The organism is Pseudomonas sp. P20 (assembly GCF_016463925.1).
Classification (GTDB): Bacteria; Pseudomonadota; Gammaproteobacteria; order Pseudomonadales; family Pseudomonadaceae; genus Pseudomonas; species Pseudomonas aeruginosa.
Genome location: NZ_JAEMVM010000029.1, coordinates 771 through 16,331, shown reverse-complemented (window position 1 = coordinate 16,331; position 15,561 = coordinate 771). Strand labels below are relative to the sequence as shown.

7 protein-coding genes are annotated in these 15,561 nt (G+C 62.4%); 4 read left to right on the top strand and 3 right to left on the bottom strand.

Annotation, left to right across the window (positions count from 1 at the left end; translation table 11 throughout):
* Positions 1-65: 65 nt before the first annotated feature.
* From pvdM to pvdO, 3 genes are read left to right on the top strand one after another with little or no spacing between them, the layout of a single operon-like run.
* The gene (gene pvdM, locus JHD77_RS26985) at positions 66-1,424 is read left to right on the top strand and encodes a pyoverdine-tailoring dipeptidase-like protein PvdM (protein ID WP_012614138.1); all 1,359 of its coding nucleotides are present in this window, start codon (positions 66-68) and stop codon (positions 1,422-1,424) included.
* Positions 1,425-1,435: 11 nt separating this feature from the next.
* The gene (gene pvdN, locus JHD77_RS26980) at positions 1,436-2,713 is read left to right on the top strand and encodes a pyoverdine-tailoring periplasmic protein PvdN (RefSeq protein WP_191519443.1); all 1,278 of its coding nucleotides are present in this window, start codon (positions 1,436-1,438) and stop codon (positions 2,711-2,713) included.
* A 28-nt stretch (positions 2,714-2,741) separates the two neighbouring features.
* Positions 2,742-3,596, top strand: a complete 855-nt coding sequence (gene pvdO, locus JHD77_RS26975; protein ID WP_012614136.1) for a dihydropyoverdine dehydrogenase — start codon at positions 2,742-2,744, stop codon at positions 3,594-3,596.
* A gap of 59 nt (positions 3,597-3,655) precedes the next feature.
* Here the strand turns inward: pvdO and pvdF are convergent, their stop codons facing one another.
* Positions 3,656-4,483 (bottom strand): pyoverdine biosynthesis hydroxyornithine transformylase PvdF, encoded by an 828-nt coding sequence (pvdF, locus tag JHD77_RS26970; protein WP_012614135.1) that lies wholly within the window; start codon positions 4,481-4,483, stop codon positions 3,656-3,658.
* A gap of 359 nt (positions 4,484-4,842) precedes the next feature.
* On the opposite strand from pvdF, the gene JHD77_RS26965 reads away from it, so the two are divergent.
* Positions 4,843-6,495, top strand: a complete 1,653-nt coding sequence (locus JHD77_RS26965) for a cyclic peptide export ABC transporter (RefSeq protein ID WP_012614134.1) — start codon at positions 4,843-4,845, stop codon at positions 6,493-6,495.
* A 400-nt stretch (positions 6,496-6,895) separates the two neighbouring features.
* On the opposite strand, the gene JHD77_RS26960 is transcribed toward JHD77_RS26965, so the two are convergent.
* Together JHD77_RS26960 and JHD77_RS26955 are read right to left on the bottom strand one after the other, a co-directional pair.
* Positions 6,896-9,343 (bottom strand): TonB-dependent siderophore receptor, encoded by a 2,448-nt coding sequence (locus JHD77_RS26960; protein WP_023082193.1) that lies wholly within the window; start codon positions 9,341-9,343, stop codon positions 6,896-6,898.
* Positions 9,344-9,519: 176 nt separating this feature from the next.
* On the bottom strand, positions 9,520-15,561 hold a 6,042-nt coding region (locus JHD77_RS26955), incomplete at its 5' end, for an amino acid adenylation domain-containing protein (RefSeq protein WP_442793169.1).

The following is a 15,561-nucleotide window of genomic DNA, read 5'->3' as shown; positions in this document are numbered from 1 at the left end:
CAGGTGGGCCCGCTTCGACAGGCAACCGCCGGCGCTCCTCGATCTCGACCCTGACTGAGATGGCAATGACCAGACCACGTACAAGCAAGGCCCTCTACTTAGGCTTACCGATCCTCTTCATTACTCTCGTCGGCGCAGGCCTGCTGGCCTGGAAAGCTTTCGGGCCGAGCAGCGCCAGCTACCCACGCAAAGTCATGAAGCATGCAGAGGAATTGCAGGACCGCATCCTCTCCTTCGACAGCAAGATCACCGTTCCCCTGGATTTCGGTACGACCGGCAACGAAGTGGACAAAGACGGCCCCGGCCAGCTTGATCTGATCAAGGCTGGCCGGGGCCGCCTTTCGGGCGCCGCCCTGGCGATCTTCGGCTGGCCAGAAATGTGGAGCGGGCCCAATTCCCCCCACAAACCGACCCTGGGGTTCGTCGAAGAGGCTCGCCACCAGCAGGAAACCCGCTACAAGATCCTCACCGGCATGGTTCGCGATTTTCCCAACCGGATCGCTATCGCCTACTCGCCCGAAGACTTCCGACGGCTGGCCATGGAAGGCAAGTTCGCCGTAGTCATGAGCATGCTCAATGCCTATCCGCTTGGCGACGACCTTTCCCAACTGGACCGCTGGGCAGCCCGAGGCGTCCGAATGTTCGGCTTCAACTATGTCGGCAACAACAGTTGGTCCGATGCAGCTCGCCCCCTGCCGTTCTTCAACGACTCGCCGGACCCGCTGGGCGGCCTTTCGCCGCTGGGCAAGCAGGCGGTACAACGACTCAACGATCTGGGTGTGATCATCGACGTCTCGCAGATGTCGGGCAAGGCGCTGGAACAGGTAGCCGCGCTCAGTCGCGCGCCCATCGTCGCGTCACACTCGGCCCCACGAGCCCTGGTGGATATCAGACACAATCTCAGCGACCGGCAGATGCAACTGATCAAGGACAGCGGCGGTGTAATCCAGGTAGTTGGTTTCCCCGCCTATCTGCGCCCACTCAGCAAACCCACCCTGGAAAAGCTCAATGCGTTGCGTATCCGCTTCGATCTGCCCCCCCTGGAAAGCCTGGACTATGCCCTGATGCCGGGCGATCCGATCATCGCTATCTGGCCGGAGTCGAAGTTCGGTGAATACGCCAGCACGCTTTATGGAATCCTCGAAGAAGAACCAAAGGCAGGCCTCAAGGAACTGGTCGACGCCATCGACTACACGGTGAAGAAGGTAGGCATCGACCATGTCGGCATCGCCTCGGACTTCAACGACGGCGGCGGGCTGGATGGCTGGAAGGATGTCAGCGAGAACCGCAACGTCACCGCCGAGCTGATCATCCGCGGCTACTCCGACGCCGACATCGCCAAGCTATGGGGAGGTAACTTCCTGCGCGTCTGGGGCGAGGTACAGAAGCGCGCCAAGCCCATCTCCTCCCCCATCCAGCCGTAACGGATCTCTTCATGACCGACCGTCGCACCTTCCTCAAGCAGGCCGGTATCATCGCCGCCGGCCTGCCACTGCTTTCTTCGGCCCGACTCCCCCAGGCAGCCACCGAGTCGAACAGCGACAAGTGGCAGGCTCTGCGCCAGCTCTTCGACCTCGATCCGCGGTACCTGCATTTCGCCAACTTCCTGCTTGCCTCTCATCCGCGCCCGGTACAGCAGGCCATCGACCGGTTGCGTCTGCGCTTCAATGAAAACCCGGGCGAAACCGTCGACTGGCATCGCGAGGAAATCTGGAAGCACGAAGACAGTGCTCGTAGCTGGGCGGGGCGCTACTTCGGCGTGAGTCCGGGCCAGGTGGCGCTCACCGGTAGCACCACCGACGGCCTGGCGGCGATCTATGGCGGCCTGCTGGTGCAGCCGGGCAAGGAGATCCTGACCTCTTCCCACGAGCACTACTCCACCTACACCACCCTGGAGTACCGACAGAAACGCATGGGTACCCAGGTACATACCTTCCCCCTGTTCAAGGAACCACACCAGGTCAGCGCCGATGAAATACTCGGCAGCATCGCTTCGCGTATCCGCCCGCAGACCCGGGTGCTGGGCATGACCTGGGTGCAGTCGGGCAGCGGCGTGAAGCTGCCGATCCGCGAGATCGGCAAGCTGGTGCGCGAACTCAACCAGAAGCGCGACGAACAGGACCGGATCATCTACGTGGTCGACGGCGTGCATGGTTTCGGCGTGGAAGACGTCAGCTTCGCCGACTTCGACTGCGACTACTTCATCGCCGGCACCCACAAGTGGCTGTTCGGCCCGCGTGGCACCGGGGTCATCATCGCCCGCTCGGAACAGCTCCAGGAGCACCTGGTGCCGAGCATCCCGACCTTCTCCCGCGCCGACAACTTCGGCACCCTGATGACCCCTGGCGGCTACCACGCCTTCGAACATCGCCTGGCCCTGGGCACGGCCTTCGAGCTGCACCTGCAGTTGGGCAAGGCCGAGGTCCAGGCGCGTATCCACCAGCTCAACGCCTACCTCAAGCAGCGCTTGGGCGAGCATCCCAAGGTCCACCTGGTCACGCCGACCAGCCCCGAGCTGTCTTCGGGCTTCACCTTCTTCCGCGTCGAAGGCCGCGATTGCGAGGCGGTCGCCAAACACCTGATGGCGCACCGGGTAATCAGCGACGCCGTGGATCGCGATGTCGGCCCGGTGGTGCGCCTGGCGCCGAGCCTGCTGAACGACGAGGCGGAGATCGACCGGGTGCTGGAAATCCTCGCCCCGCAACTCGCCTGACCCCTTTCGCCACTCAACGAGAACCGCCATGCACGCATTACCGCCCCTGGCCCTGGCCGCACTGATCGTCGCCACCGCCCCAGCCTTCGCCGACGAAGCGAAGAAACCCGGCACGGTGTTCAAGGATTGCAAGGACTGCCCGGAGATGGTCGTACTGCCCGCCGGCAGCTTCACCATGGGCACCCCGGACGACGAGGTCGGCCGCCAGCCCGACGAGGGCCCGCTGCACGACGTGACCTTCGCCAAGCCGTTCGCCATCAGCCGCTACCAGGTCACCGCCGGCGAACTGGACGCCTACCTGAAGGCCACCGGCGTCAAGCTGGCCGACGGCGATACCCGCCCCGGCCGCGAATGCATCGCCGGCAAGCCGCGCTACCAGCAAGGCCCTCGCCAGCCGGCGGTATGCGTCGACTACAACGACGTGAAGAACTACGCCGCCTGGCTGTCAAAGAAGACCGGCAAACACTACCGCATGCTCAGCGAGGCCGAGCGCGAGTACGGCGCCCGCGCCGGCAGCGCCGGCCCCTTCCCCTTCCCGTTCGACGAAGGCAAGGAATACAGCATCGCCAAGCACGCCAACACCTACGGCGCCAGCGATGGCTACAACTTCACCTCGCCGGTGGGCAGCTTCCCGCCCAACGCCTTCGGCGTCTACGACATGCACGGCAACGTCTACGAGTGGGTCGCCGATTGCTGGCACGACCACTACAACGGCGCGCCGAGCGACGGCAGCGCGTGGATGGAGGACAAGTGCGAGCTGGTGCAGATCCGCGGCAACGACTGGGGCGAGCCGCCGATCTTCTCGCGCTCGGGCAATCGCAACAATGCCTACCCCGACACCCGCGGAGACTGGATCGGCTTTCGCGTCGCCCGCGAACTCTGATGGAAAAGGCCGGGACGCTCTCGCTCCCGGCCTTCGCTCAACGCTACGGCAACTCCCGGTCAGCCTTTTTCCGCCAGCAGCGCCAGGCCCTCATGCAGCGCCGGGAACAGACTGTTGTTGAAGTTGTTCCAGCGTAGTTCGAGGATGGTATCCTCGGGCGATATCTCGGTCTTCAACACATCGTGGAATACCTCGCCGGAATCGATGCCATTGTCCACATAGTGGAAGGATGCCCCGGTCCAGTACAGCGGCTCGACCGCGACCTTTTCCAGGGTCGACCAATCCACCACCTTCTCGCCACGCGCTCCATAGAGGGCATCCAGGGTCGCATAGGCACCACGACGCTCGTAAGGCGAGTCCTCGCGCGTCACGCCAGGATGGATATTCATGATCCGTCGTGCGAACGGAGCGCCTGGGCGCACCAGCTCATCGAGGATTACCAGGAGCCCGTCCAATACCACTACATCGGCGCCCAGCTCCACCAGGGTGTCATGCAAGCGTCGCTCGAAATCGCTCTTGCCGGCCACGTGCTCGGGCGTACCCCGTGGGTACCGACGGTAGGTGGAAGGCACGCTGAGCAAGAGGTCGTTCAGGGTCTTGCCTTGCACCTGCAGGTCTGCCGGATAGAACCATTGCTGCCCGGGACGATAGGCGAAACCGTAGTCCCTGATTTTTTCCTGGTCGCGCGGCAACCCCGCATCGTCGTCATAGATCACGCCGACCAACTCGTATGCCTCTCCCAGCGACGTCTGGTTCAATCCCTCGACGAGAGACTCCAGCACCGACTTCATGTAGCGCTCTTCGCCCTTGTAGGGGACATACTGACCGGCCTTGTCCGCTGCAGCATTGCGCAGCGACCAGATGTAGGCGAGTTTCCGTTTCTTCATATGGTTCATTCCTGGGAGTGGATCGGCGTCGTGCATGGGAATACACATCGTGTACGCGGCACTCGCCGGGACTTCGAGCGCCCCGGTTGCATGCTCTCCATGAGAGCAACGAACGACCCCCGGCCGAATTTATCGGCAACTGCCGGACGGGCCAGAGCAACTTAAACATTTCCCCCGCCACTTCGTCCTCCAGCTAGGAGAAGTATCCCACGGCGCATGGCACGCCCTTTCCAGCATGCGCCCCACAGTTGCACGGCCTAAATCGGACGACCTCCTTCTCGTCTCACTGGATCAAGACGAGGTCAACGACGCGACTACCCATCGACCTCCATTTCTCCGTAGGCATCCGAGAAGGCCCCATGACCCGAACAGCTGAAAGCCTTGCCCATGAAACCCTGACTCTCCTCAAGCCGTTCTGGCCGCACGTCCTGCTTTCGGTACTGCTGGGAATCGCCGGCGGCCTCAGCGTCACGGCCCTGCTGGCCACTATCAACACTGCAATGAATACAGAAGGCGGCCCGAACCTGCACGTGGCCCTGCTTTTCGCCCTCCTGTGCGTCATGACCCTGGTCTGCTCGACCCTGTCGAAACTGCTGACGAATTATGTTGGCCAGCGCGTGGTCGCCACCCTGCGTCGAGACTTGGCCGCCAGGATTCTCGCCGCGCCGATCGAACAACTGGAACGCTATCGTGCGCATCGCCTGATCCCGGTACTGCTCAACGACGTCGGCGCACTCAGCGTCTTCGCTCTGAGCGTATCGCCCATGCTCATCGCCTTCACTGTGACCATCGGCTGCCTGAGTTACCTGGCCTTGCTATCCTGGCAGATCCTGCTGGTCACGGTGCTGACAGTGGTGCTCGGTAGTGGCGCCCAATATCTGGCCCACCGTCGCGGCACGCATAGCCTACAGGCAGCTCGCGACGGCGAGGACGAACTGCAGAAGCACTACCAAGCCATTTCCGCCGGAGCCAAGGAACTGCGCATACAGCGCGAACGCCGCATCGATTTGCTGGAGAGGCAGATCCATGGCACGACAGAAGACATCTGTAAGGCCAACGTACGCTCCGCCGCCATATTCATAAGCGCCGAGACCTTCGGCTCGATGCTGTTCTTCGCGGTGATCGGAATGGCGATCGCCTTCCTGGCACTCTGGCCCGCTGCCGAAAGAACCGTGTTGGGAGGATTCGTGCTGGTCATGCTGTACATGAAGGCTCCCCTGGAACAACTGGTCATCAACATTCCCAACCTGAGTCGCGCCAAGATCGCACTACGCCGTATCGGCGAACTGGCAGGACAGTTCTCCTCCTCCGAGCCACACCTTCTGGAAAGCACTCCCGCTCCGGCGGACATGAGCCTGGAGCGAATCGAACTGCGCCAGGTGCGCTACGACTACCCACAATCCGAAGGCGGTCAGTCTTTCCATCTCGGCCCTCTCGACCTGACCATTCGCCGGGGCGAAATCGTCTTCGTCGTCGGGGAGAACGGCTGCGGCAAAACCACGTTGATCAAGCTGCTCCTGGGTCTATACACCCCACAGCAGGGCGAAATCCGTCTGAACGGCAAGACTGTGGACGACGCGCGACGAGACGACTACCGCCAATTGTTCGCCACCGTCCTCACCGACTACTACCTGTTCGACGAATTGCTTCGCGGCCGCACCGAATTGCCAGCGGAAGCCCACAAATACCTGGAGCGCCTAGACATCGCACACAAGGTGGGTATCCGCAATGGCAGCTTCACCACCACCGACCTCTCCACTGGTCAACGCAAACGCCTAGCGCTGATCAACGCCTGGCTGGACGACCGCCCAGTGCTGGTATTCGACGAATGGGCGGCCGACCAGGACCCCGCATTCCGCCGCGTGTTCTACACCGAGTTGCTGCCCGAACTGAAACGCCAGGGCCGCACGCTCATCGTCATATCCCACGACGACCGTTACTTCGACATCGCCGACAAATTGGTACATATGCACGCCGGCCAGATTGTGGAACCCGCGCTGCACCCCGCCTGATAGACATCAGCCTGACGGGACACCATGGCGTCCCGTCCGCCCTTCCCGCCTCGCGGTGAGGCAGCAGCGAAGCTCACCCCGACAAACCGCCTTTCCACACGTCGTATCGCCCGCTCAGCCAGCCCGTCTCTGCGTCTCTCGACTCCCTCTCTTCTACTGCGAAGCGTGCTGAAGACATCGCCGCCGCCCAGTCGCCCAACATTAGCTGCGCGCCTCTATCTTTGTGCCTGCACTGCCGGCAATGACGCACCGTCGTGCTCGTCACGGACCAGCCGACGAGAATCGCCAACAACCCTGCTGGCCGTCATCCGGATTCCGAACGGATAGAAAAAAGCCGGCCCGAAGGCCGGCATTCGTACATTTCCCGTTCCGGCAGGCCCGATGACCAGCCGCCAGCAGTTCAGTAACTATAGGTAAGCGTGAACAGCACGTTGCGCGGATCGCCGAAGTAGTTGTGGCCATAGTCGACGGACTTGAAGTAGCGCCTGTCGAAAATGTTGTTGACGTTCATCGCACCGGTCAGCTCTTCGGTGAAGCGATAGGCCAGGCGACTGTTCCATACCGCGAAGCCGCTCTGCTCCCGTCCGTAGTAGCCGAACCCGGCCGACCGGCTCTGTGCATTGACGCCGCCGCCGACGGATACCCGCGACCAATTGCCCGGCAACCGGTAGTCGACCCAGGAGCGGAATATGTGCTTCGGTGTATTGACGCTGGCGCCAACGTCATCCGCTTCGCTGGGCACCTCGCCCTGGTAACGCAGCAGGTTGAGGGTGTAGGCGGCATATACCTGCACGTTGTCGAACAACTCGCCGCTGAGCTCGGTCTCGAAGCCGCGGCTGATAGCCTTGCCGCCGCCGTGGTAGCAGGTACCGCCGCAGTTGGCTTCCTGAACGTCATCGGGCAGGTTGGCGTCCTGGATCGGGATGTTGTCCTGTTCCATGCGGAACAGCGCGAAGGTGGCATTCAAGCGGCCATCGTTGAGGATGCCTTTCAGACCGGTCTCGACGCTTTTCCCGCTTTTCGGTCCCAGGATGCTGCCGCTCGCGGTACGCACCGACTGCGGAAGGAAGATTTTGGTGAAGCTGGCATACGCACTCCACTCCGGATTGAGGTCGTAGATGATGCCGGCATAGGGAATGGCCTTCGCCGACTCCTTGGCCACCGCCTTCGAATAACCCCAAGGCCCATTGGAGGTATAAGCCTTCTGGTAGGACGAAATGCGAGTCCCGAGCACTACGGACAGGTCGTCGGTCAGATAGTATTGCCCCATGCCGTAGACGCCTTTCTGGATCGAAGCGTAGCCATCGTCGCTGCGCCTGACGGAATAGATGTCGTCATCGGATGGTTTGTTGGTATTGACCGGCGAGTTGAAGATATCCCAGTTGGGTACGTAGCGCTGCCTCCAGCCGAAGGTATCGCTGCTGTCCAGGTCCGAATAGTTCGCCCCGAATGTAAGGTTCAGCTGGCGATCGGCAACCTTGGTACGACCATTGACATAGACATCCCCGCCCCAGTGCTCGGAAAAGAAGTCGAAGACGTAGGCATCTCCCCGCAGCGTACTGGTATTGTCCGGATTGATGCTGCCGGCCATCAGCAGGTACTTGTAGTCGTTCTTCTCGCGCGCATTGACCACCGTGGCATTCAACGACCAGTCTTCGTTGAACTGGTGGGCAATATCGAAGTAGAAGGTCTCTTGGATCTTGTCCCAGTAGGACCAGTCGCCGCCGAGGAAAGTCGAGCGACTGAAATGCGGCATCGAACCATCGGTATAGTTGGGCAAGCCGTTGACATCGATGTTGGCGTCGATCCGCTCGCGACTGAAGCCGAAGCCGAGGCGTGTAGCTTCCGTAAGATCGTAATCGAGCGCGGCATAGATGGTCTGGCGGTCATCGCCTACGTGGTCGACAAACGAGTTCTTGGTGTCGTAGTCGAGAACTAGGCGCCCTCGCAGTCTTCCCTGTTCGTCGATCGGGCCGGAGATATCGGCCTGGGTACCATAGTGATCCCAGGAGCCGGCCTTGGCAGTCAGCCGGACCTGGTTCTCCGCCGTCGGTCGCTTGCGCACGAAGTTGACCGAGCCCGAGGGATTGCCGCCGCCCTCCAGCAGACCTTGCGCACCCCGGAGAATCTCTACCCGATCGAAGATCGCGGTCTGCCCGCTGAAGTCCGAACCACGGGCATAGGATTGGCGCTCCAGGGGTACACCGTCGTACTGGAAGTTTTCGATGAAGAAACCGCGAGAGTAGTACTGCTCGCCGGTACCGAACATCGGGATGGAGGTAACGCCCGGCGCGTTGGCCAGGACATCGGATACGGTGGACATGTTCTGGTCCTGCATCCGCTTCTGGGTGACCACCGTCACCGATTGGGGAATTTCCTTGATGCTCTTGTTGCCCTTGCCGATCGACACCGCAGGCGAGGCATAGGAGCCGCTGTTTTCAGTAGTGGGATTCAGCGCCAGGCCTGAGACCACCATTGAATCCAGGGATATCACCGAAGAGGAGTCCTGCAGGCGTAGGATCAGGGTTTTGCCCTGCAGTTCGAAACCGATACCGTTGGCCCCATCCAGCAGTTGGCTGATCGCCTGTTCCAATTCGAGTTTGCCGCTGACACTGCGGCTACGCAGACCACTCAGGTCGCTCGGGTTGTAGAGCACCTGCAGACCCGCCTGGCGGCCAAGCGCCTGAAGCGCCGCGTCGAGCCGCTGGGCGGGAACGTTGAACTCGTACTCCTGCGCGACCGCCTGGGCGCTCACCAGCAGAAGGGCCAGGCCAAGCCTGGACATCTTGTTTGCCCCCAAACTTCCTAAAGCCCTTGCCAGAGGGGAAACCGCATGTGCTGTTGGCATGTTTTTCTCCATATATTTCGTATGGATAAATATTTAAGAATACTTATCAATTACAAAGACGTCTCAGCAGGAAAAACCGGAAAAAAAACTCAACTGTCGTATTTCGTTACCCCGGACATACCCGGGCCGGGTTTACCTGTAGGTAAAACCCGGCCCGGCCCTCGTTTGTCGACGCGCTACGTACGTTGCTTCAAAGACCGCTCGCTAGCCTCGTCAAGCTCCTGCAACAGGCGCTCGTCCTGCATGATCGTGTCGTGCTCGGCCTGGCAGAAGGTTTCTCGCGCCAAGGTGAAAGACATCTGCGCCTGGAACTGCCGCGCCTCCGCCTCGCGCCCTTCGACCCACCAGCAATGAACCCCGGCAACGAGCCCTGCGAGTTCGGCGGCATCCCAGCAGAGCTTGCGCAAGGTCGCCACGGTTTCGAACACACCAATCAGCTCATCCGCCGTGAGGCCATGGCGAACAGGTTTCTCCGCCACCTGAGCACGGATATGACTGGCTACGACAGAGGCATCCACCGACGCCTCGGCCGGAAGCCGGGAGCGCGTCCCCAGGAATATCTCCAAGAACTCATCGAGGACCTGGCCCAGCTCCTGATCGCTTCTTCCCCTGCCGTCGACCAGCGGTGCATCCGCGAGGCCGAGGAAGACGACCTCCTCGCCCTGCTTCTCCAGTTCCCGCGCCACGAAGAGGCTGATGACTGCGCCCAGCGACCAGCCCATCAGGCTGTAAGGACCCTGAGGTTGTCTTTGCCTGATCAGTCCGGCGTACTGCCTGGCCAGCTCCCGCATCGCCAGGCCTTCGGGGCGATAACCGGAGAGCAACGGCGACTGGATACCGATAACCGTGCGTCGTCCCTCCATCCGCCGCGCAAACGGCAGGTAGTCGAAGGCCGTGCCGAAGATTCCGTGAATGCAGAACAACGGCGGCACCTGCTCAAGCCCCCTGTTCAAGCTCACCAGCGGACTCCCTGCATGTGACCGCGACTCCAGCAACGCGGCGATGGTTGGCTTGTGCATCAGGTCGCGCAGGCTGATCTCCAAGCCCGGAGCACGCCACAGCCTGATTCTCCCCACCAGTTGGACGGCCAGGATCGAATCGCCGCCAAGCTCGAAGAAGTTGTCGTGCAAACCGACCCGCTCGACACCGAGTACCTCTCTCCAGAGCCGCGCCAGGTCTTTTTCCGCTTCGGTCTGCGGGGGCGCGTATGCCTGCGTCTGTGCGCCGGCATCCGGCTTCGGCAAGGCCTTGCGGTCGATCTTGCCGTTGGGCGTCAGCGGCAACCGTTCGAGCGCCACCAATTGCGCAGGCACCATGTATTCCGGCAGGCAGCCCTTCAGTGCATTCCTCAGCACATCGCGCCAATCTGGTGCCAGTTCTGACGTGATGGGCACTACGTAGCCAACCAGTTGCGCGCCATGGGCTCCCTCCTGTGCCAGCACCACAGCCTCGCGCACGAGGCCCTGCTCCTGCAGGCGCGCCTCGATCTCGCCCAGTTCGATGCGGAACCCGCGGATCTTCACCTGATGGTCGACACGGCCGAGATAGTCGATAACGCCATCGGAGCGGCGGCTGGCCAAATCTCCGGTGCGGTAGAGGCGTCCGCCGTGTGCATCGAACGGGTTGGGCACGAAGCGTTCTGCTGTCAGGGCGGGACGTGCGAAATAGCCCCTGGCCAGACCGCCCCCGCCGATCAGCAGTTCACCGCCGCCCCCCGCCGGCATGGGTTCGAGTTCGTCATCCAGGACGTGTAGCGCGGTGTTGCCGATAGGTCCGCCAAGATGGATGACCTCGCTGTCGAGCACACGCTGGCAGGACGACCAGATGGTGGTCTCGGTGGGACCGTAGACGTTCCATAGGGAGTCCACGTGCGCGAGCAGACGTCGTGCCAGGCCTCCGCCCAGCGCCTCACCACCACAGAGCGCCTTGCGGCCACGCAGGACCTCGGCGCGCTCCGGAGCGCCGTCCAGCAGCATCCTCCAAGTCGCCGGCGTCGCCTGGATGATGCTGACCTCAGCCTCTTCGATGAGGGCCAGCAGCGCCTGCGGATCCTTGCTCTGCTGAGCCTTAGGCATGACGATACAGGCACCGCGGGTCAGGCCCAGGTATAGCTCCAGGCCAGCGATATCGAAGGACAGGGACGTCAATTGCAGCAGCCGGTCGGAAGAGGTGCACCCCGGCTCCCGCGCCATGCTGGCGAGGAAGTTGAGCAGCGAACGATGTTCGATCTGGACACCTTTCGGCCTGCCGGTCGAGCCTGACGTGTAGATCACATAGGCCAGGTTTTCCGCAGCCAGGGGACGCAGCGGGTCATTCGAGGGATAACCATCCAGCCAGCCAGTCCGATCCAGGTCGAGGGCGGCCACGCCCTTCGCCAAGGGCAACCCAGGGGACAGCCAGGACTGGCTCAGTACCAGCCGTACGCCGCTGTCTTCCAGCATGTAGGCAAGCCGCTCGCGAGGATAGTCGGGATCCAGGGGCACATAGGCGGCACCTGCCTTGAGCACCGCCAGTAGGCCGACAAGCATGTCCGGCCCGCGCTCCATGGCGATTCCCACCAGACTCTCTGTCCCCACTCCCTCAGCGAGCAGGTAGTGCGCGAGGCGGTTGGCGCGTCGGTTGAGTTCACCGTAGGTCAGTAGCTCACCGTCGAAGAGCACCGCAGGCGCGTCCGCGAAGCGCCCTGCCTGCGCCTCGAACAGCGTATGCAGGCAAAGGCCGCGAGGATATTCCGCATCCATGTCGCAGCCAAGCGCCAGGTAACGCTGCCGTTCATCCTCGTCCAACATCCGCAGTTCGCCAAGGCGGATTTCCGGCGCCCGGCACATAGCCTCCAGCAAGTTGCGCCAGTGCGACGCCAACCGCTCTACCGTCTCGGAATCCAGATAACGGCGATCGTAGCTGTACTGTACCTGGAGGGTCTCCCCCAGACCGACCGACAAGGTCAGCGGATAGTTCGTCTGCTCCCGGTTCTCTACCTCACCGAAGCGCAGCCCCGACGGGGCACCCTGCTCCAGTGCCTCCGATACCGGATAGTTCTCGAATACCAGCAGGCTGTCGAACAATCCCTCGCCGCCCTGCCCGGCCCAGCGCTGCACTTCGTACAGTGGCGTATGCTCATACTCGCGCAGGCCCAGGTTGCAGTCCTGCACCTGGCTGATCCAATCGACAACACTCAGGTCCGCCCTCGGGCTAGCGATCACCGGCAGAGTATTGATGAACAATCCCACCTGTTGCTCGATGCCGGGCAACTCCATCGGTCGCCCCGCCACCGTGGCGCCGAAACACACCGTGTCCTGCCCGGTGTAACGCTGCAACAGCAACAGCCAGGCCGATTGCACCAAGGTGTTCAAGGTCACCCGCTGGGTGCGGGCAAATGCCTCGAAATGCTGGGTGGAAACCGGATCGAAGGCGTGGACGAAATGGCCATGTCCGCTCGCTGGCAACAGTTCGCAACGTATAGCCTGTGCCAGGCGAGTTGGCGCATCGAGCTCGGCGAGCCGCTCTTTCCAGTAGCGCTCGGCGCTTTCCCGGTCCTGTCGCTGTAGCCAGGCGATGTAGTCGCGGTACCGGCCGGCCTGAGGAGCAGGCTGACGCCCCGAGTAGCGTTCAAGTACTTCGCCGAGCAGCAGGGAGCCGCTCCAGCCATCCATCAGGATGTGGTGATTGGTGTAGATCAGGCGATGCCGGTGGTCGGCCACTCGTACCGAGACCCAACGCAGGAGCGGCGCCTGTTGCAAATCGAACGTCCGCAGCCGCTCCTGGTCTGCCAGGTCCTCCAGGGCTGACTCGAGGTCGGTGCGCCCGCGCCAGTCGTGCTCGGCAAAAGGAAGCGAAACGCTTTTGTGCACCACCTGCAACGGCCGACCCAGCTCTCCCTCCCAGACGAAGCCGCTGCGCAGGACATCGTGCGCCTCCAGGGTCGCTTCCCAGGCCAGGCGGAAGCGGGCGACGTCCAGCCCTTCCACTTCCACCTGCATCTGGTTGATGTAATCGCCAGCGCCCTCTTCGTACAAAGAGTGGAACAACATACCCTGCTGCATGGGAGACAACGGGTAGAGGTCGGCGATCGAGCCGACGGGCAATGGCAGGCTATCCAGGCGTGCCTGGTCGATATCCGCCAGAGGAAAGTCCGAAGGCGTCAGCCCACGATTCCGCTCTTCGCAACAGTGCGCAACCAATGCCTGGAGTTCTGACAAGTATTCGTCCGCAAGCCGCTGGATGGTGGCTTCTTCGAACACTTCCCGACTGAACGTCCATTGCAGACTCAATTCGCCGTCATAGACCTGCCCGCTCAGAGCCAGCAGGCCGTCGAGAACTGCCTCGTCGCTACGCTCGGCACCGCTTCCCTCCCGCGCGGGCACGAACAACCCCTGCTCCTGGTCGAAGCTGCCGTCGAACTGGCCTAGATAGTTGAAGACCAATTGGCCCTCCGGCAGGCACCCGAGCGTTGTCCGAGCTTCATCGTCGCCGAGATAGCGCAGCAGGCCATAGCCGATACCCTTGTTCGGCACGGCCCGTATCTGCTCCTTGATGGTCTTGATCGAGTCGACCAGATCGATTCGTGGACTGAGCCGCAATGGGTAGAGGCTGGTGAACCAGCCAACGGTACGGCTCAGGTCGATATCCTCGAAAAGATCTTCGCGACCATGTCCTTCAAGACGCACCAGCACCTCGGCCTCACCGCTCCAGCGGCAGACCACCCGGGCCAGGGCCGTCAACAGCAGATCATTGATCTGCGTGCGATAGGCCGCCGGAGCCTGCTGCAACAGACGGCGGGTCCACTCTCGCTCCAGCCGCCCGCCAACGTAGGCGGCATGCTTCAGCTGACGTCTCCCATGAGGGTTGTCGCAGGGCAGGTTATCCGACAAGCCCTGAAGCTGTGCCTGCCAGTAGGCAAGCTCCGATTTGAGTGCCGGCCCCCGGGCATGTTCCTGCACACGCTCGGCCCAGACCTTGAATGAACTGGTCTTCGCCGGCAGGTGCGGCATCTCTCCGGTCGCCAATGCCTGATAGGCCTGCTGCAGGTCTTCCAGCAATATCCGCCAGGACACCCCATCCACCACCAGGTGGTGTACGACCAGCAGCAGTCGCTGGCTGCCGTCCGGCAGGGCCGCAAGCAACGCCCGCAACAGGGGGCCATGACGCAAATCCAGGCTGCGCTGGCAGGCCTCGATCACCTCCTCCAGTTCTTCCGTAGCATCCAGCGTACGTTCCCACAACAACTCTTCGCTCGCCTCCTGCGGCAGGAACTCCGCCTGCCAGCCCCTTTCGCCAGGCATGTAACGCAAGCGCAGGGCATCATGCTGTTCGACCAGCGCCGCCAGGGCCCCCTGCAGCGCCTGAGGGTCGAGCGCCTCGCTGGGTTCCAGCAGCAAAGACTGGTTCCAGTGATGGCGCTCGGGGACATCCTCCTCGAAGAAACGTTGCTGGATCGGCATCAGTGGCATCGAGCCGAGAACAGGCCCCTGATCGACAAGCTGCCCCGTATCGAACCGCACAGCCCCTGCCAGTCCCTGTATCGTCTGGTACTGGAACAGATCCTTGGGAGTAAAGCGGATTCCCGCCTGGCGCGCCCGGCTAACCAGTTGCAGCGAGATGATCGAATCCCCGCCGAGCTCGAAGAAGTTGTCGGCCATCCCGACCCGCTCCAGCTTCAGCACATCCGCCCAGATCGCTGCCAATGTGCGCTCCAGCTCCGTCACCGGCGCCACATACTGTTGCTGGCTGTCACTGGCGTCCGGCGCCGGTAGCGCCTTGCGGTCCAGCTTGCCGTTGGGCGTCAGCGGCAACGCCGCCAGGAACACCCACTGGGTCGGCACCATGTATTCCGGCAGGCTCGCCTTGAGCGCCGACTTCAGCACTTCACGCAGGGCGCCGCGCTTCTCGTCCTCCAGCGCACCGACATCCTGCGGCACCACGTAGCCCACCAGTTGCTTGCCGCTCGCGCCATCGCGGGCCAGAACCACCGCTTCGCGCACGCACTCCTGCTCCAGCAGGCGCGCTTCGATCTCACCCAGCTCGATGCGGAAACCCCGGATCTTCACCTGGTGGTCGACACGCCCCAGGTAGTCCACCAGCCCATCGGCACGTGCCCGGGTCAGGTCGCCGCTGCGATAGACCCGCTCGCCGTTGCCGTACGGATCCGGGACGAAACGCTCGGCCGTCAGCGCCGGCCGGTCCAGGTAACCCCGCGCCACACCTTCTCCACCCAGGTA